At 70.3% G+C, this 18,465-nt stretch carries 13 protein-coding genes; 5 read left to right on the top strand and 8 right to left on the bottom strand.

Going from position 1 to position 18,465, the window contains the following annotated elements; translation table 11 throughout:
• Window positions 1-70: 70 nt before the first annotated feature.
• Together ACSQ2G_RS08975 and ACSQ2G_RS08970 are read right to left on the bottom strand one after the other, a co-directional pair.
• The gene (locus ACSQ2G_RS08975; protein WP_436030100.1) at window positions 71-1,501 is read right to left on the bottom strand and encodes an APC family permease; all 1,431 of its coding nucleotides are present in this window, start codon (window positions 1,499-1,501) and stop codon (window positions 71-73) included.
• Between the two features lie 170 nt (window positions 1,502-1,671).
• Window positions 1,672-2,856, bottom strand: coding sequence for a class I SAM-dependent methyltransferase (locus ACSQ2G_RS08970; protein WP_436030098.1), 1,185 nt, complete (start codon window positions 2,854-2,856; stop codon window positions 1,672-1,674).
• Between the two features lie 206 nt (window positions 2,857-3,062).
• Between ACSQ2G_RS08970 and ACSQ2G_RS08965 the strand changes: the two genes are divergently transcribed.
• A complete protein-coding gene (locus tag ACSQ2G_RS08965) occupies window positions 3,063-3,989 on the top strand; it encodes a LysR family transcriptional regulator (protein WP_436030097.1) in 927 nt (308 codons plus the stop codon).
• 24 nt (window positions 3,990-4,013) lie between these two features.
• On the opposite strand, the gene ACSQ2G_RS08960 is transcribed toward ACSQ2G_RS08965, so the two are convergent.
• Window positions 4,014-4,958 (bottom strand): IS110 family transposase, encoded by a 945-nt coding sequence (locus ACSQ2G_RS08960; RefSeq protein WP_436030095.1) that lies wholly within the window; start codon window positions 4,956-4,958, stop codon window positions 4,014-4,016.
• A gap of 470 nt (window positions 4,959-5,428) precedes the next feature.
• On the opposite strand from ACSQ2G_RS08960, the gene ACSQ2G_RS08955 reads away from it, so the two are divergent.
• From ACSQ2G_RS08955 to ACSQ2G_RS08940, 4 genes are all read left to right on the top strand, one after another.
• Complete coding sequence (locus tag ACSQ2G_RS08955; protein ID WP_436030093.1) at window positions 5,429-6,457, top strand: aspartate-semialdehyde dehydrogenase; 1,029 nt, start codon at window positions 5,429-5,431, stop codon at window positions 6,455-6,457.
• A gap of 96 nt (window positions 6,458-6,553) precedes the next feature.
• Complete coding sequence (rarD, locus tag ACSQ2G_RS08950; RefSeq protein ID WP_436030091.1) at window positions 6,554-7,465, top strand: EamA family transporter RarD; 912 nt, start codon at window positions 6,554-6,556, stop codon at window positions 7,463-7,465.
• Window positions 7,466-7,546: 81 nt separating this feature from the next.
• Window positions 7,547-8,839, top strand: a complete 1,293-nt coding sequence (locus ACSQ2G_RS08945; RefSeq protein ID WP_436030089.1) for a serine hydrolase domain-containing protein — start codon at window positions 7,547-7,549, stop codon at window positions 8,837-8,839.
• Window positions 8,840-8,883: 44 nt separating this feature from the next.
• Window positions 8,884-10,320 carry an MFS transporter gene (locus ACSQ2G_RS08940; RefSeq protein ID WP_436030087.1) on the top strand — a complete coding sequence of 479 codons (1,437 nt, stop codon included), beginning with the start codon at window positions 8,884-8,886 and terminating at the stop codon, window positions 10,318-10,320.
• On the opposite strand, the gene ACSQ2G_RS08935 is transcribed toward ACSQ2G_RS08940, so the two are convergent.
• The 5 genes from ACSQ2G_RS08935 to ACSQ2G_RS08915 form a co-directional block, all read right to left on the bottom strand.
• A complete protein-coding gene (locus ACSQ2G_RS08935; RefSeq protein ID WP_436030086.1) occupies window positions 10,317-11,141 on the bottom strand; it encodes a transporter in 825 nt (274 codons plus the stop codon). The two genes, ACSQ2G_RS08940 and ACSQ2G_RS08935, sit on opposite strands and share 4 nt — an antisense overlap.
• Window positions 11,142-11,159: 18 nt before the next feature.
• Window positions 11,160-12,287, bottom strand: a complete 1,128-nt coding sequence (locus ACSQ2G_RS08930; RefSeq protein WP_436030084.1) for a serine hydrolase domain-containing protein — start codon at window positions 12,285-12,287, stop codon at window positions 11,160-11,162.
• A gap of 68 nt (window positions 12,288-12,355) precedes the next feature.
• Window positions 12,356-15,037, bottom strand: a complete 2,682-nt coding sequence (locus ACSQ2G_RS08925; protein ID WP_436030082.1) for a PAS domain S-box protein — start codon at window positions 15,035-15,037, stop codon at window positions 12,356-12,358.
• 87 nt (window positions 15,038-15,124) lie between these two features.
• A complete protein-coding gene (locus ACSQ2G_RS08920) occupies window positions 15,125-15,808 on the bottom strand; it encodes a Fe2+-dependent dioxygenase (protein ID WP_436030080.1) in 684 nt (227 codons plus the stop codon).
• A gap of 112 nt (window positions 15,809-15,920) precedes the next feature.
• Window positions 15,921-18,320: a TonB-dependent receptor gene (locus tag ACSQ2G_RS08915; RefSeq protein WP_436030079.1), complete on the bottom strand. Its 2,400-nt coding sequence runs from the start codon at window positions 18,318-18,320 to the stop codon at window positions 15,921-15,923.
• Between the last annotated feature and the right edge of the window lie 145 nt (window positions 18,321-18,465).

Genomic DNA, 18,465 nt, shown 5'->3' with positions numbered 1-18,465 from the left:
GGTGGGCTTATGTTCCCAGAGAGCGAATCCGCCCCGAGCGTTGGCTCAACGCCGGCGCGGGCAGCGGGTTTCAGAACCCGGCGGCCAGCTTCGATCGTCTGACCGAATAGCCGAAGTACAGCACGCACGCGGCGGCCGCCCAGACCGCGAACAGGATCCAGGTGTCCAGCGGCAGGCCGACGATCAGATAGCCGCAGAACGCCACGCTGAGCGCCGGCACGACCGGGTACAGCGGCACGCGGTAGCCGCGCGGCAGGTCCGGCTGGGTGCGGCGCAGGATGATCACCCCCAGCGAGACGATGGCGAAGGCGATCAAGGTGCCCATGCTGGTCAGGTTGACCAGGGTGTCGAGCGGCACGAAGGCGGCCAGGACCGCGATGAAGGCCGCGACGATCCAGGTGTTGAGATCCGGCGACTGGGTCTTGGGGTTCACCCGCTGGAACACCTTGGGCAGCAGGCCGTCGCGGCTCATGGCGTAGAGGATGCGGGTCTGGCCGTACATCACCACCAGGGTGATCGAGAAGATCGAGACGATGGCCCCGACGCAGAGGATCAGCGAGGTCCAGGCCTGGCCGGTCAGGTTGCGCAGGATCACCGCCAGCCCAGCCTCTTGGCCCGCGAACGCCGTCCAGGGCTGGGCCCCGACGGCGGCCAGGGCCACCAGGATGTAGACCGCCGTGACGATCAGCAGGCTGAGGATGATGCCCAGCGGCAGGGTGCGGCGCGGGTCCTTGACCTCGTCGCCGGCCGTCGAGACCGCGTCGATGCCGATATAGGAGAAGAAGATCGACGAGGCCGCCGCCCCGATCCCGGCCACGCCCATCGGGGCGAAGGGCTTGAGGTTGCCGGCGTGGAAACCGGAAAAGGCGATGACCACGAAGAACAGCAGCACCAGCAGCTTCAGCACCACCAGCACGGCGTTGACCGTCACCGACTCCTTGACGCCCCGCAGCAGCAGGACCAGGCAGGCCCCGACCAGCACCACCGCCGGCAGGTTGAACACCCCGCCCGCCCCCGGCGCCTTGGCGATGGCGTCGGGCATCCGCCAACCGATCAGGTCGGAGAACATCTCGTTCAGGTACTGCCCCCAGCCCACGGCGATGGCCGAGGCGGAGACCGCGTATTCCAGCAGCAGGCAGGCGCCGACCAGGAAGGCCGCGAACTCGCCCAGGGTGGCGTAGGCGTAGCTGTAGGACGACCCCGACACCGGAATGGTCGAGGCCAGCTCGGCGTAGCACAGGGCGGTCAGGGCCGCGGTGATCCCGGCGATCACGAACGAGACGACGACGGCGGGCCCGGCGGCCGGCACGGCCGTGGTCAAGGCCACGAAGATGCCGGTGCCGATCGTCGCCCCGACGCCCAGCATGGTCAGCTGGAACAGGCCGATCGTGCGGTGCAGGCCCCCCAGGGCGTGATCTTCCGGCAGGTGCTCGCCGCCCTCGGCGACGACCCGGCCCACGGGCTTGCGGCGGAAGAGATCGGCCGCGCGAAACTGGCCCATGGTGTCCTCGGAATGTGGTCGCCGGTGACGACCCTCCCCCTGTGGGGGAGGTGTCGGCGAAGCCGACGGAGGGGGGATGCTCGGGTGCTGGTCGCACAGGTTCAACCGTCCGACAACTCCCCCCACCGATCGCTACGCGATCGCCTCCCCCACAGGGGGAGGAACTCGTTCTACCGCTCGCCCTCGAACATGTAGTCCCGGGTGATCGGCAAGGCGCCGACCTTCTTGGCGACCTGAATCTGGAAGACCATGTGCCCCCCATAGCGGAAGCCCAGCTCGGCCCCGCACAGGTAGAATTCCCACATCCGCCGGAACCGGGCGTCGAACATCGTCGGGATATCCGGGTCGGCCAGGAACCTCATCCGCCAGTGCTTGCAGGTCTCGGCGTAGTGCAGGCGCAGGATCTCAATGTCGGTAATCCACAGACCCGCCGCCTCGACCGCCTTGACGATCTCAGACAGGCCCGGGATGTAGCCGCCGGGGAAGATGTACTTGGCCGTGAAGGCGTTGGTCGCGCCGGGGCCGGACATGCGGCCGATCGCGTGGATCACCGCGCTGCCGTCGTCGGTCAGCAGGCGTTTGACCGTGTCGAAATAGGTCTGGAAATTCGGCGCGCCGACATGCTCCAGCATGCCGACCGAGACGATGCGGTCGAAGGTCTCGTCCAGGTCGCGATAGTCGGTCAGGCGGAACTCGACCCGGTCGGACAGCCCCGCCTTTTCGGCCCGTTCCCGGGCCAGGGCCAGCTGCTCGGTCGACAGGGTGACCCCGGTCATCTTGGCCCCATGGTCGGCCGCCAGGGTCAGGGACATGCCGCCCCAGCCCGAGCCGATGTCCAGCACCTTCATGCCCGGGGTGATGTTCAGCTTGGCGCCGATATGGGCCTTCTTGGCCGCCTGGGCTTCCTCCAGGGTCATGTCGGGCCGCGCGAAATAGGCGCAGCTGTACTGCATGTCGGCGTCGAGGAAGCGCTTATAGAGTTCGTTGCCCACGTCGTAGTGGTGGGCGACGTTGCGGCGCGAGGCGATGCGGTCGTTGAGCGACTGCACCGTGCGCTTGACCGCCTTCCTGGCCCGGGTCAGGGGCGTGCCGCGCTTGGGCGTGCGGCCGCCGCTCCTGCCGACGATCTCCAGCAGGTCCCACAGGGTCCCCTGCTCGATCGTCAGGTCGCCTTCCATATAGGCCTCGCCCAGGCCCAGGCTGGGATTGGCCACTAGGCGGCGCAGGCCGCGGGCGTTGATCCGCATGGTCACGGGCGGGCCCGAGCCGTCGCCGGCCTTCTTTACCGAGCCGTTGGGCAGGTGGACGGTCAGGTCGCCGACCTTGACCATCTTGTTCAGCAGCGCTTCGATCATGACGGCGACCCTAGCGCGAGCGCCGCCGGAGAAAAGACGCAAAATTTTCGTCCGCCTCCCCTTGCAAAATCGCACGCGCGAACCACTCGGCGTTGGCTGTCGCTGGGCCTCGACCTGCGGCGCCGTTCGAGCGCGGGCGCTAGGCAGCGCCGCTTCGCGTGCGATAATCCGCTCGCCACCACACCAGCCGCTCGGAAAGTCGCACAATGGCCCAGCCCGACCTGGCTGATCTGGACGCCTTCACCGCCGTGGCGCGGGCCCGCAGCTTCCGAGGCGCGGCGGCCTCGCGCGGGGTCTCGGCCTCGTCGCTGTCCGAAGCCCTGCGCCGGCTGGAGGCGGCCCTGGGCGTGCGGCTGCTCAACCGCACCACCCGCAGCGTCACCCCGACCGAGGCCGGCGAGCGGCTGCTGGCCCGCCTGACCCCCGCCCTGGCCGACGTCTCCCTGGCCCTGGACGAGGTCAACGCCTTCCGCGACAGCCCGACCGGCGTGCTGAAGCTGAACGTGCCGGGGGCGGTGTCGCGGATCGTCCTCCCCGACCTGATCCCCCGGTTCCTGGCCGCCCATCCCGGCATCCGCGTCGAGGTCAGCGTCGAGGAGGCCTTCGTCGACGTGCTGGCGGCCGGCTTCGACGCCGGGGCGCGCTATGACGAGCGGCTGGAAAAGGACATGATCGCCGTGCCCCTGGCCGGACCGCAGCGCTTCGTGGTGGTGGGTTCCCCGGCCTATTTCGAAAAGCATGGCCGACCGAGCCATCCCCGCGAGGTGCTGGGCCACCCGTGCATCCGCCATCGCTTTCCCAGCGGGTCCAGCTACGCCTGGGAGTTCGAAAAGGACGGCGAGGTCGTCCGCGTCCAGCCCGAGGGGCCGCTGGTCACCAACAGCGGCGAGCTGGAGCTGGCCGCCGCCGAGGCGGGGCTCGGCCTGCTGGCCACCTTCGAGGCCTTCTGCGCCGACCGTATCGCGGCGGGCAAGCTGGAGACCGTGCTCGACGACTGGCTGCCGCCGTTCAGCGGGCCGTACCTTTATTATCCAAGCCGTAGGCACATGCCCGCGCCGCTGCGGGCGTTCGTGGATTTCGTCAAGGCTTCGAACGCCCTCTCCCAGCGGGAGAGGGAGGGGCCCGCCGCGTAGCGGTGGGAGGGTGAGCAACTGTGTTTATCGGGCGTATTGGGGGTCCCAGGCCTGACCTGAGCGCAGCAGGGCGACGATGATGCCGAGCATGCGGCGGGCGACGGCGATGATGGCCATCTTGGGGCTCTTTCCGTTGGCGATGAGGCGCTGGCGGAAGGCCTTGAGGGCGGGGTTGCTGCGAGCGGCGGCCAGGGCGGCCATGTAGACGACGCGGCGGACCTCGGCCCGTCCGCCCCAGATGGCGCGCTTGCCCTTTCGCTTGCCGCTGTCGTCGTCGAACGGCGCCAGGCCGACCAGGGCGGCCAGCTGTCGCCGGTCGAGCTGGTCGATCTCGGGGACCAGGCCCAGCAGGGTCTGGCTGAGGATGGGGCCGGCGCCCTTGAGCGACTGGATCAGGCGGTCCTTGCGGGCCATGGCCTCGTCGTTGGCGACCAGTTGGGCCAGCCGCCGCTCGATCAGCAGGATCTCGGCGGCGATGCGCTTGAGCCGCCGGCCGGCCATCCGGCGCAGGAGCGGATCGACGACCAGCCGGACCTGGGCTTCCAGGCGGATGCGGTCTTCGGTCAGCTGGCGGCGGGCGGTGATCAGTTCGGCCATCTGTTCGGCCAACGGATCATGGTGCGGCGCGCGGGTCGGCAGCTGGTCGGTGAAGCGCGCCAGCATCAGGGCGTCGGCCACGTCGTTCTTGGCCAATTTGCCCAGGGCCCGGGCGTACTGGCGCAGCCGGTAGGGATTGACCAGCCGCACCGGCAGGCCCGCCACGCGCAGCGCCCTGACCAGCGGGCGTTCGTAGCCGCCGCTCGGCTCCAGGCCGATGGCCCGCACCGTCCAGGCGCCGCAGCGCTTGATCAGCGCCGCCCAGCCGGCCGGGTCATTGTCGAACTGGAGGATCTCTCCGGTCGGCAGCATCGCCACGTCCAACCGTTCCTGGCAGACGTCGATGCCGATCACACATTCGTCCTGGTTCATCTTCGGCGTCCCATCCTTGCGTGCGGGGTCTTGTCCCGGGCAACTGTTCGGGTTCAGGAAGAAGATGACCGCGGCCCCAGCTCATCCACGGCGTGCAGGCCTCAGGGGTAACGGGCTCGCGGTCACCGCCACGGGCCGGGCCATGACCCGGCCCGTGGCGACCACAACTCTGACAGATTCCAGACACGCAAGGGGTTACACCCTTACCGGTTTCACACGGACGCTCTGCCGGCGCGCCGTCGACCGTCTTACCCCCTCACCCTCCCACGCCTGCGGCGCGGGTCCCTCCCTCTCCCCATGGGAGAGGGCGCGAGAGATGCAAATCCCATCCACCTCAGGTGAAATCTTCCCCTCCGGCCCCGCACTAAGCGTCGCATTAGAAAGCCTGTTCTTGCTTCCGAGCCTTCCGGGGCGTAACGGGTCCGCTCCCGCCGCCGATGGCGGGCTCAAGACATGAATTGGAGGCTGCGATGGGTTACCGGGTCGCCGTGGTCGGCGCCACGGGCAATGTGGGCCGTGAAATGTTCAACATCCTCGAGGAAGTGAAATTCCCCGTGGACAAGATGCATGCCATCGCCTCGCGTAAATCCATCGGCGTGGAAGTCTCGTTCGGCAGCCAGACCCTGCACTGCGAGGACCTTGAGCAGTTCGACTTCTCCAAGGTCGATATCGTGCTGATGAGCGCCGGCGGCGCCATCTCCAAGGCCTGGGGCGAGAAGATCGGCGCGGCCGGTCCGATCGTCATCGACAATTCCAGCCACTTCCGGATGGACCCGGACGTGCCGCTGGTGGTGCCGGAAGTGAACCCGGACGCCGTCGACAAGCTGCCCAAGAACATCATCGCCAATCCCAACTGCTCCACGGCGCAGCTGGTGGTGGTGCTGGCCCCCCTGCACGCCGAAGCCAAGATCAAGCGGGTGGTCGTCTCGACCTACCAGTCGGTCTCGGGCGCGGGCAAGGAAGGCATGGACGAGCTGTGGGAGCAGACCAAGGGCGTCTTCGTCCTGGGCGCCCCGCCCCCCAAGAAATTCACCAAGCAGATCGCCTTCAACGTCATCCCCCACATCGACGTCTTCATGGAAGACGGCTTCACCAAGGAAGAGTGGAAGATGATGATGGAGACCAAGAAGATCCTGGACCCCGCCATCAAGCTGACCGCCACCTGCGTGCGGGTGCCGGTGATGGTCGGCCACGCCGAGGCCGTGAACATCGAGTTCGAGACCCCGCTGGACGAGGACGACGTGCGCGAGATCCTGCGCGACGCGGACGGCGTGCAGGTGGTCGATAAGCGCGAGGACGGCGGCTACATGACGCCGAAGGAAAGCGCCGGCGAGTTCCCGGTCTATGTCTCGCGCATCCGCACCGACCCGACCGTGGAGAACGGCATCGCGCTGTGGTGCGTGGCCGACAACCTGCGCAAGGGCGCGGCGCTGAACGCCGTGCAGATCGCGCAGCTGCTGCATGAGAAGGGTCTCATCAAGCAGAAACTCCCGGCCTAAGCCGCCCTCCGCAACAAGCGGGTGGACGATTTCAGGGGCTCCCGGGACTTCAGGTCCCGGGAGCCTTTTTCATTGGCGATCTTGAGGAACGACGCGATGTCGGCGGACACGACCAAGAGCCCGGACGAATCCCGGACGGCTTTGATCGCCGGGGTGGGCTGCTACCTGCTGTGGGGCGTCCTGCCCCTCTATTTCCACCTGTTGTCGGGGCTGGGCGTCGGCGCATGGGAGATGGTCGCCCACCGCACCCTGTGGGCCGCCCCCTGGGCGTTCCTGGCCGTGCTGATGGCTCGGCAGGGCGGACAGGTGGCGGCGGTGCTGCGCCAGCCGCGCACCCTGGGGATCCTGGCCCTGAGCACGGCGGCGATCTTCATCAACTGGTCGATCTATGTGTTCGCGGTCACCGCCAACCACGTGATCGAGGCCAGCCTCGGCTACTACATCAACCCGCTGATGAACATGGCGGCCGGGGCCCTGCTGTTCCGCGAGCGGATCAGCCGCGAGGGCGCGATCGCCATCGGCCTGGCGGTGATCGGCGTGGCCATCCAGACGGCGGCCCTGGGCCACCTGCCGATCATCTCGCTGGGGGTGGCCCTGAGCTTTTGCCTCTACGCCATCCTGCGCAAGCAGGTGAAGGCCGACGCCCAGACCGGCCTTTTCATCGAATGCGTCTACCTGGCCGTGCCTGGGCTGCTCTATGTGCTGCACCTGCAGGCCACCGGCGCCGGCCACCTCGCCAGCGGCGCGGGCGTCACCACCCTGCTGCTGCTGGCCGGTCCGGCGACGGTCGTGCCCCTGGTCCTGTTCGCCTGGTCGGCCCGCCGCATGCCGCTAAGCGCCATGGGCTTCCTGCAGTTCATCGCCCCGACCCTGCAGTTCCTGATCGGCGTGCTGCTGGGCGAGGCGTTCACCCCGATGCGGGCCCTGTCGTTCGTGTTCATCTGGCTGGGCGTGGCGGTGTTCGCCTACGGGGCCTGGAAGCGGACGCGGGCGGTGGCCAGGGCCTGATCCTCCACGTCATCCAGCGTGTTCGGGGATGACGCCGGATTCGAACACCGGCTAGGCTGGCCCTCTCACGAGAGCCTCTCCATGCCGACCCGACGTTCCCTGCTCGCCGCCGCCGGCGCCCTGGCCCTGACGGGCGCGGCGCGCGATCCCCTCGACGACCTGCTGGCGGGGAAAGGCGATCCCCAGGCCGCCGTGCCCGGCCTGGCGGGAACCGTCTTCCGCGGCGCGCCCGAGCCTCTCGCGGGGACCGTGACGCGCGGCCTTGCCGACGTCGCGACCGGCCGGGCCATGACCGAGGCCTCCCCGGCCCGCATCGCCTCGATCTCCAAGCTGGTCACGGCGATCGGCTTCATGACCCTGGTCGAGGCCGGCAAGGTCGGACTGGACGACGACGTCTCCGACATTCTGGGGTGGTCCCTGCGCCATCCGCGATTTCCCCGGGCGGCCATCACCCCGCGCCGGCTGATGTCGCACACCAGCGGCCTGCGCAACGGGCCCAGCTATCCGGTCGTGTTCGGCCGCCCGCTGAGCGCGGCCCTGACCCCCGGCGGCGTCCAGTGGGACGACGGCGCCTGGTTCGGACCGGCCGAGGAGGCGCCGGGCGACTGGTTCGCCTATGCCGACGTCAACTACGCCGTGGTCGCGCAGCTGATCGAGCGGCTGTCGGGCCAGCGCTTCGACCGCTTCATGGCCGCCCGGGTGTTGGAGCCCCTCGGTCTGAAGGGCGGTTTCAACTGGAGCGGCGTCTCCCAGGCGGTCCGTGACCAGCGGGCCGTGCTCTATCGCAAGGCCCCGTCCGACGACGGGCCGTGGGACGCGACGGGGCCCTGGATCGCCCAGCTGGACCAGACCCTGCCGCCCGCGCCCCAGGCCGCGGTCCGGGTCGGCGCCGAGGCGGCGGGGCGATCGCTGGACAGCTATGCCCCCGGCGAGAACGGCTTCGTGTTCGCGCCGCAGGGCGGCCTGCGGGCCTCGATCAACGACCTAGATGCGATCGGCCAGTTGTTGGCCCGGCGCGGCGCCCCGATCCTGAGGCTTGAGACCTACCGGACCATGACCACGCCGACCTGGCGGTTCGACCCGGTCCGCCCGAACGGCGAGGGCTACGGCGGCCTGATCCGCGCCTACGGCCTGGGCGTCCAGACGCTGACCGGGACCGAGGGTTACGACAATCCGTTCGACGGCTGCGAGGGCTGGATCGGCCACGCCGGAGACGCCTATGGCCTGACCTCGGGCTTGTGGGTCCATCCGGACGCCGCCCGGGGCATGGCCTATCTGCTGACGGGCCAGGCCGCGCCGCTGGCGCGCAACAAGGGCCGCTCGAAGCTGACCCGCCAGGAAGAGGCCATGGCCGCCTGGCTGACCCGAGCCTGACACTATCCTCAGGTCGGGCTTGGCGAGGGGGGCGGGCTTGGGCCATGCTCGCGCCCATGGCCGGTCCGCAACATCCTCCCTGCGACGAAGGCGTCATCCGGGCGGCCCGACCGGACGGCTCGACGAGCCGCAAGCGCCTGGCCCTGGCGGCCACGGTGCTGGGCTCGAGCATGGCCTTCATCGACGGCTCGGTGGTCAATGTCGCCTTGCCGGCCATGCGGACAGCGCTGAAGGCCGACGCGGCCCAGGTGCAGTGGATCGTCAACGCCTATCTGCTGCTGCTGGGCGCGCTGGTGCTGATCGGCGGCTCGGCGGGCGACCGCTATGGGCGGCGCAAGGTGTTCGTGGCGGGGGTGGCGCTGTTCGCCGCCGCCTCGCTGGGCTGTGCCCTGGCTCCTGACGCCGGCTGGCTGATCGCCGCCCGCGCCCTGCAAGGTCTCGCCGCGGCCATGCTGGTGCCGGCCAGCCTGGCGATCCTCGGCTCCACCTTCGGCGACCAGGAGCGCGGCGCGGCGATCGGGGCCTGGGCCGGGTTCGGGGCGGTGACCACGGCGATCGGCCCGGTGCTGGGCGGCTGGCTGGTCGACCACGTCTCGTGGCGCGCCATCTTCCTGATCAACCTGCCCCTGGCCGCCGCCACCGTCTGGTTGGCCCTGGTCGCCGTGCGCGAGAGCCGCGACCCCGAGGTCCAGCAGCTGGACTGGCGCGGCGCGGCCCTGGCCGCGACCGGCCTGGGCGCCTTGACCTGGGGCCTGACCGCCGTCGGCCAGCGGGGCTGGACCAGCGGCGCGGTCTGGGCCGCCCTGGCGGCCGGCGCGGTCCTGCTGGCGGGCTTCGTGGTCAGCCAGGCTCGCGAGAAACACCCGATGATGCCGCTGTCCCTCTATCGCTCCAGGACATTCAGCGGCGCCAACCTGCTGACCCTGGCGCTTTATTTCGGCCTGACCGGGGCCCTGTTCTTCCTGCCGTTCGAACTGATCGCCCAGCACGGCTATTCGGCCGCTGGAGCCGGGGCGACCCTGCTGCCGTTCTCGGCGATCATGGGCACGCTGTCGGGGACGGCGGGCCGGCTGGCGGACCGGTTCGGGGCCCGGCCCATGCTGACCGTCGGTCCGATCCTGGCGGGCGTCGGCTTCGGCCTGCTGGGCGCGCCCTGGGTGGGCGCCGGCTACTGGACCGGCGTGCTGCCCGGCCTGCTCGTGGTCGCCCTGGGCATGACCATCGCCGTCGCGCCCCTGACCAACACCGTGATGAGCGCGGTGGCCGCCAGCCATGCCGGCGTCGCCTCGGGGATCAACAACGCCGTCGCCCGGGTAGCCGGCCTGCTGGCGGTGGCGGTGCTGGGCCTGATCTATTTCGCCCCCGGTCCGCAGGGCTACCCCTGGGTGATGGGGATCAGCGCCGCGGCGGCGGTCGTCGCGGGGATCGTGGGGTGGCTGATGATCGAGGGCAAGCCGAAGCAAGGACGCACGGGCGCCTAGAACCGCTTGGCCACTCCTACCGCCACCTCCAGGTCGGGCGTGTCGCGGTTCAGGCCGACATAGGCCGAGGCGTCCAGTTGCAGGTCCTTGGCCGAGGCCGGGGTCCAGCCCGCCGTCAGGTCGAAGCTGGCCGAGGTGACGTGGCCGGACGGGTCCTGCTCGCGATCGGCCCACAGCTCGGCGCCCAGGGCCACCGGACCGAACGACCGCCCGATCCCGACCGCGCCGCCGAAGCCGGCATGGCGGCCCGAACCGTCGGCGTCGGCCCGCGCGTCCAGCTCCGGCGACAGGGCCAGCGACCAGTCGGCGTTCAGCGGCAGCGAGATCGGGACGATCACCCCGCCCTGCCAGGCGTCGCCGCCGATCCCCTCGGCCCCGGTCGGGGCGGTGACGAAGGGCTGCAGGGCCACCGAGGCGCCGTCGCCGCCCGGGTTGCGCAGCGACCAGCGCAGGGCCAAGCCGAGGTCGCCGACTCCGTCCACCGTGGAGACCGCGCCCGAGGCCCGGTCCTTCTGGCGGATCCGTTCGTGCGCCGTCCAGCTGAGCTGGCCCTCGAGCGTCGGGGTCAGGCCCAGGCGCAGCTCCAGCGCCCCGAAGGCCGTGTCGTCGGTCGAGACGCCGCCGCCCCGGCTCCACGCGCCATCGGCCACGCCCAGCTCGGCCTGGAAGCGTCCGGCGTCGAGCACGCAGGGCGGCGAGCCCTTGCCCGGCCGGTCGGCGCAGAAGTCGCGCCCGGCGTCCTGGGCGTGGGCGCCGGCGCCCCAGGCCAGGGCGGCCAGGGCGGCCCAGCCGACGACGCTCGCGATCCCGACCTTGGCCATGGTTCCCTCCGAAGCTCGCTAGAGCGCGGCGTACGCCGCCTGGATCAGCCGCACGGCGCGGGGGTCGCCGATCAGCTCGGTCCCCTGCTTGTTCATCACATAGGCCCCCGACACGCCGCGCGACGGGTCGGCGAAGGCGCACGAGCCGCCCCAGCCGCTGTGGCCGAAGGCGTCGGCCGTCGGGCCGTAGAAGAAGTTGGGCGTGTTGCGCATGAAGCCCGCGCCCCAGCTGATCACATAGGGCAGGACCAGGTCCTGGCCGACGATCCGCTCGGCGCTGGCCTGGGCGATCACGGCCGGCGACAGCACCGACACGCCGTCCAGTTCGCCGCCCGAGGCCAGGGCGCCCATCAGCCGCGCCAGGGCCGGGGCGGTGGCGTGGCCATTGGCCGACGGGATCTCGGCCCGCCGCCAGTCGGCCGTGCCGCGGCCGCCCGGCGCGGCCCACTTGGTCATGAAGGCGGCCTTCACGGCCTCGTTCATCGCCCCGAACTTGGGCAGGGCGGTCGGCCGCATCAGCTCGGCGCAGCGGGCGTGCTCGCTGTCGGGCAGGCCGATCCAGATGTCCAGGCCCAGGGGCTCGGCCAGGTCCTCGCGCAGGGCGGTCCCCATGGTCCGGCCGTCGACCCGGCGGAAGATCTCGCCGGCCGTGAAGCCGAACGTGACCGGATGATAGCCGCTGGCCGAGCCGATCGGCCACAGCGGGGCCATGGCCGCCAGCTTGGCGGTGGTGGCTTCCCAGTCGAACCAGATGGCCGGATCGGTCTCGTCGGGAAAGCCCGACAGCCCGTCCTGGTGCGACATCACCTGGCCGACTGTGACGTCCTGCTTGCCGGCCTGCGCGAATTCCGGCCAGACCGAGGCGACCGTCTGGTCGTAGGTCAGCCTGCCCTGGTCGACGAGGCGGGCGATCAGCAGGGCGGCCACGGCCTTGGTGGTCGAAAACAGCGGCGTCAGGGTGTCGGGTCCGAAGGCGACCTCGCGCTTGCGGTCGGCGAAGCCGCCCATCAGGTCGACGACCACCTCGCCATGGATCGCCAGCGAGAACCGCGCGCCCAGCTCGCCGCCGTCCTCGAAATTGGCGGCGAAGGCGTCGCGGACGGCGGAGAAGCGGTCGGGGCAGAAGCCGGTGATGTCGACGGTCATGGGCAAGGGTCTAGCCCAGGGCGGGCGCGATTGTCATCCGCCCCGAAGCGCCAAATCCTTACGGCGGCCTAGGCTACCGCCGCCTCCACCTCGCCGCCCGCCAGGCGGACGATCTCGCCGATCAGGGCGGCGGGCGAGATCGGCTTGGCGGCGACGCCGTCCATGCCCGCGGCCAGATAGGCGGCGCGTTGGTGCGACAGGACGTTGGCGGTCAGGGCGATGATCGGCGTCCTGGCGGCGGGACCGGGCAGGTTACGGATGCGACGGGTGGCCTCCAGCCCGTCGATGCCGGGCATCTGCACGTCCATCAGGATCAGGTCGAAGCCCCGAGCCGCCGCCGTCACCCCGTCCAGTCCGTCCTCGGCCGTCTCGACGCTGGCGCCCAGCTGCTCGAGGATGCGGCGGGCGACCAGGCGGTTGGTGGCGTTGTCCTCGACGACCAGGATCTTCAGGCCCTCCAGCAGGCCGTCGGCCATCTCGGCCTCGGCCGCGCGGGCCTGGGCCGGCGGGGCGGCGATGGTCAGCAGGAAGGTCGAGCCGACACCCTCGCGGGAGGTGAACACGACCTCGCCGCCCATCATCTGCGCCAGTCGCCGGGTGATGGCCAGGCCCAGACCGGACCCGCCGAACCGGCGGGTGGTGCTGGCGTCGGCCTGCTGAAAACGCTCGAACAATCGGGCCTGGGCCTCGGCGGCGATGCCGACGCCGGTGTCGATCACCTCGAAGGCCACGCGCGGCTCGCCGCCCTCCAGGCGGCGCACCGTCAGGGTGACCGAGCCGGACAGGGTGAACTTCACGGCGTTGCCGACCAGGTTGAACAGCGCCTGGCGCAGCCGGCTGGGGTCGGTGAGGATCAGGCCGAGGTGGGGCGCGTCGACCCGCAGCTCCAGCCCCTTGTGCTCGGCCTGGGCCCGCAGCAGCCGCGCCACGCTGGCGGCCACATCGCTGGGATCGACCGCCTCCTGGCTGACGTCCAGCCGGCCGGCCTCGATCCGCGAGAAGTCGATCACGTCGTCCAGCAGGGTCGACAGCATGCGGCCGCAGGCCAGGGCCTCGCCCAGCAGGTGGTCGGCCTCGCCCGGCAGTTTCTCGCGCTTGAGCAGGTGCATGACCCCCAGCACCCCGTTCATCGGCGTGCGGATCTCGTGACTCATATTGGCCAGGAACTGGGCCTTGGCGTCGTTGGCGGCCTGGGCGGCGCGCTCGGCCTCGACCAGGGCCAGCTCGGCGCGCTTCTTCTCGTCGATGTCGAGGATCAGGCCGAACGCCTTGCGGATGCGGCCGCCGGCGTCGACGCGCACCTCATGGAAGATGCGGATCCACTTGCCGTCGCCGTCGGACGTCATCACCCGCACGTCGAAGGACCGGTCGAGGGACTCGTCGTCCTCGCCCTCGGCGCGGCGGCGGGCCTCGCCGGCGGCGTAGACCGCCGCGACGTCGTCGGAGTGGATCATCGGCCAGACGGCGCTGCGCACGTCGTCATAGGTGACCTTGCGGCCCAGGATGCGATGGAACTCGGGCGATCCCCAGAAGGCCTTTTCCACGTGGTCGATCTCGTAGACGCCGGCCTGGGCCGCGCCCAGGGCCACGCGCAACCGGCGGGCGTTGGCCCGGGCCTCGCGCCGGGCCTGCGACAGGGCCGTGACGTCGTCCATATAGGTGATGACGCCGGCGATCACCCCGTCGGCGTCGCGCCAGGGACGGGCCTCCCAGCGCAGGGTGTGGCTGCGGCCCAAGCCATCGTGCAGCTGGTCCTCGCGCCGCACCACCGTCTGGCCGATCAGGGCGCGCTCCACCGCCCGGACGAAACGCTTGCGCGAGCCCGAGGTCAGCTCGTGCAGGCTGCGACCGATGACCCGCGCCTCGTCGGCCTGGAAGACCTCCAGGAAGCGCGGGCTGACCACTTGCAGGCGCAGGTCGCGGTCATAGAGCGCCACGGCGAACGGGGCCTCCTCGACCAGCCGGCGGGCCTGACGCTCGCCCCAGACCGCCGCGTCGCGGGCGCGGGCCACCTCGGTGACGTTCTGCGAGATCCCCTTCAGGGCGAACAGGCCGCCGGGGCGCGGTTCGGTGCGGAAGGTGGCCCGGTAGGTGAACCATTGGCCGCCGGCCCCGCGCAGGCGGTGCTCGATCGTGCCGCCCTCGCCCGTGCGCACGGCCCGTTCGAACGCCTCGACCAGGCCCTCGCGCTCGGCCGGGTCCAGCCGGGCGTAGAACGACTCGGGACGGGCGATGGTCTCGGCGCCCAAGCCCGTGGTCTCCAGAAGGTCGCGCGACCATTCGATCGATTGCTCGTGCGGCTCGTAGCTCCACATGCCGATCCCGGCCGAGGTGGCCAGCAGTTCACGGGTCTGGCGGGCGGCGGCGATCTCGGCGCGGCGGGCCACGTCGGCGGTGACGTCCCGGAAGGTCCCGACCATCTCGCCGTTCGGCCCCAGCCGCGATTGGCCCTCGAGCCACACCCAGCCGCCGACCTTGCAGGTCACCTTCAGGCGGTTGAGCGCCTCGCCGGACGCGCGGATCAGGGAGGCGGTCTCGACGAAGTCCTGGCGCGAGTCCGGATGCACGAAGCGCAGGGCGGGCTGGCCGATCAGCTCTTGCCGGGTCCAGCCGGTCACCCGCGTCCAGGCCGCGTTGACCGTGGCGAACCGCCCTCGCGCCACCACGGCGAACAGGTCGTGCGCGTGATCGAAGAACCACTGCGCGCTCTCGGCGTCGCTCAACCGTGCGGACTTGGGGGGCGAAGGCATCGCGACTCCCGGGAATGGAACCGCGATCGTGAAGCCGAAGAGTAAACTTATGGTTGGCGTCGGCGATCATTGTTCGCTGGGCGCGTGTCAGACCTCGGCCCACATCCGCAGCAGGTTGTGGTAGGTCCCGGTCAGCGACAGCACCGAGGGGTCGGCGGCGCCCACCGCGGCGGACAGGCGCTGGATCGCCACGTCCATGTCCAGCAGCAGGGCGCGGCGGGCGTCGTCGCGCACCAGGCTCTGGATCCAGAAGAAACTGGCCGTGCGCACGCCGCGCGTCACCTCGGTGACGTGGTGCAGGCTGGAGGCCGGATAGAGGATCGCCGCACCCGCCGCCAGCTTGACCAGGTGGCTGCCATAGGCGTCCTCGACCACCAGCTCGCCGCCGTCATAGGCGTCGGGCTCGCTCAGGAAGACGGTGATCGACAGGTCGGTGCGCAAGGGCTGGCCGGTCGACGGATCGCGGCGGATGGCGTTGTCGACATGGTCGGCGAAGCCCATGCCGACGCCGTAGCGGTTGAACAGCGGCGGCAGGATCGTACGCGGCAGGGCGGCGGAGACGAACAGCGGATTGGCCTGCAGGGCCTGGACGATGATCGCCCCGACCTCGCGCGCCGCCGCCCCGTCCTGCGACAACTGCAGGTTGTTCTTGGCCATCGCCGCCTGGAAGCCCGAGGTGACGTTGCCGTCCACCCAGTCGGCCGCGTCGAGCACGGCCCGGCAGTGGGCGACCTCGTCGGGAGTCAGGACGTCGGGGATCTGGATCATCATGGCCAGACTTCTAACAAGAAACTGGCTCCTGGCAGAATGGCCTCGCCCGGGAGGGGCCGCTCCCGGGCGAGGCTTGGACGTCAGGCACGAGCGCTTTCGGGGAGGAGAAGGCTCAGTACTTGACGTTCAAGGTCAGGATCGCCTGCCGGCCGGGGGCCGGGTCGGCGTGGTGGACGCCGTTGGTCCGCATGATGTAGCGCTCGTCGCCGACGTTTTGGACGTTCAGCTGCAGGTCGACCTTGTCGTTGATCCTGTAGCTGGCGAAGGCGTCGAAGCGCCAGTAGTCCGGCGCGTAGACCGCGTTGGCGCCGCCGCCGGCCCCGCCTTGGTTGCCGCCGAACATCTTGGAGACGTAGTAGGCGCCGCCGCCGACCGACAGGCTGCGCACCATGCGATAGGTCGTGAACAGGCTGAAACTGTTCTTGGGCGTGTTGGCCAGCGGATCGCCTTGGTTGATGTTGGCGGTCGGCGCGCCGCCGCCCGTCGGGATCACCACCGCGCCGCGGACCAGCTCGCTGTCCATGTAGGTGTAGCCGCCAAAGGCCTGCCAGCGGGGCGTGATGTTGCCCGAGACGCCCAGCTCGACGCCCTTGACCTGGGTCTCGCCGACCTGGGCGAAAAGGCCGTTGTCGATCTGGATCAGCGCGTTCTTGCGGGTGGTCTTGAACACGGCGCCCGACAGGGCCAGCGTATCGTGGAACAGGGTCCACTTGGCGCCGACCTCGAAGCTCTCGCTGTCTTCCGGCTGCACCACCTGGTTCGGCGTCGTGCCGATCGTGCCGACAATGCCGTTGCTGTTCTGGTCGCCGGCCGCGACGCCCGGCGGGGTCGAGGCCGTGCCGTACGAGACGTAGAGGCTGGAGTCCTCGGTCGGCTTGAAGACCAGGCCCGCCTGGTAGTTGGTGAAGTCCCATTCGCCCTGGCGGTAGGCGATCGCGCCGCCGCTGAACACGCCTTGGGTCTGGGTGAAGGCGCTATAGTCGTAGCCGGCGCTTTCGTAGTGGTCGTGGCGCAGGCCCAGGTTCAGCAGCCACCTGTCGCCGAACTTGAGGGTGTCGAAGCCGTAGATCGCCGCGGTCTTGGCGACGTTGCGGTTCGCCGGGCTGCGGTTGATCACGCCCGTCCACGGATCGTCGGCATTGGGCGCATAGACCAGGGTGCAGTCGCCCGCGCCCAGGATTTCCCTGGTCGTCACCGTGCCGCTGGCGGCGTACTTGTAGGCGGCGGGACAGGCCGAACCCGAGGTGGTGAAGGTCGAATAGGTGGCGTTGAGGTTTTCCTCGTGGCTCAGCTCGACGCCGATGTCGAAGCTGTGGCCGATGGCGCCGGTGTCGAACTTGCCGTGCAGGTCGGTGTTGGCCGCGACGGTCTTGGTCGGGTTCCAGCGGGTCTTGGCGCCGCGCTTCATCCACCAGGCGCCGTCGATGAACTGGGCCGGGCCGCCGTCGCCGGGGTTGGTGACGATGTAGTCGTTCAGGCTCTTGGAGTAGCGGACCACCTGGCGCACGCCGAGATTGTCGTTGATCGCGTGGTTGACGATCAGGGTGGCGATGTCGGCCTTGGTCTTCTGGTAGTCACGGGCCTTCAGGCCGTAGAAGCTGCGGTAGTCGACGTCCAGGATGCCCGAGGCCGTGCGCGGCTGGGTGGTCTTGGTCAACAGCGGGACCCCGTAGTCGGGCATGGCGTTGCTGTCGAGGTGGTAGTAGCTGAGCGTCACCTGGGTCGGGCCGTCCAGGCCGAAGGCGATCGACGGCGCGATGCCCCAGCGGTCGAAATCCACCGCCTTGCGGCCTGGGATATTGCCCTGCGTGCCCAGCAGGTTCAGGCGCACCGCGACGCTGTCGTTGATCTGATGGTTGAGGTCGACGGTGGCGCGGACATAGGCGTCGGTGCCGCCGGCCAGCGAAGCGGCGGCGAAATCGTCGGCCTTCGGGGCCTTGGAGGTCAAGTTGATGCTGCCGCCGCCCGAGCCGCGGCCGCTATAGGCGCTGTCGGGGCCCTTCACGACCTCGACCTGCTCGAGGTTGAACACCTCGCGGGTCTGGCCGCCGCTGTCGCGCAGCCCGTCGACGAAGACGTCGTTGGCGCTGCTCTGGCCGCGGATGAACGGACGGTCGGCGAGAGGCTGGCCGCCCTCCCCCGCCCCGAAGGTGATGCCCGGCGAGGTGCGCAGGATGTCCTGCAGCGAGGTGGCGGCGGTCTGCTCGATGATCCTGCGCGGGATCACCGTGATGGCCTTGGGCGTGTCGACCAGCGGCGCGGTCAGCTTGGGCGACTGGACCTCGGCGCCGCGCTTGCCGTCGACCTTGACGCCCGAGAGCTCGGTGGCGCTGTCGGCGGGGGCGGCCGCGGCGCCGCTGGCCGTGGCGACGGCGGCATCCGCGTCAGGCGCGGCGGCGAAGGCGGCCGGGGCCAGGGTCAGGCCGGCCAGGCCGGCGACGGCGGCGACGCCCAGCGCGCTGCGGGCTTGGCTGCGGACGCCGGCGACGGCGGGCTTGGCGGACGTGTGCATCGAGAAACCCCAGCAAGGCCGTCGGGGGAGCGCGGCCCTTTGTCGTAATTGCGACGCGTTCTTAGCTGGAGCGTTGCCGGCGTGCAATGATAATCATTCTCAGGAATATCCGGAGACCGGCCGCGCTTTTTTGGGCGCTGCCGGC

The sequence above is a fragment of the Caulobacter sp. LjRoot300 genome, assembly GCF_964253875.1.
In the GTDB taxonomy this organism is placed as follows: Bacteria; Pseudomonadota; Alphaproteobacteria; order Caulobacterales; family Caulobacteraceae; genus Caulobacter.
Note: the sequence above shows the minus strand (reverse complement) of the source record. Positions and strands in the feature narration are given on the sequence as shown.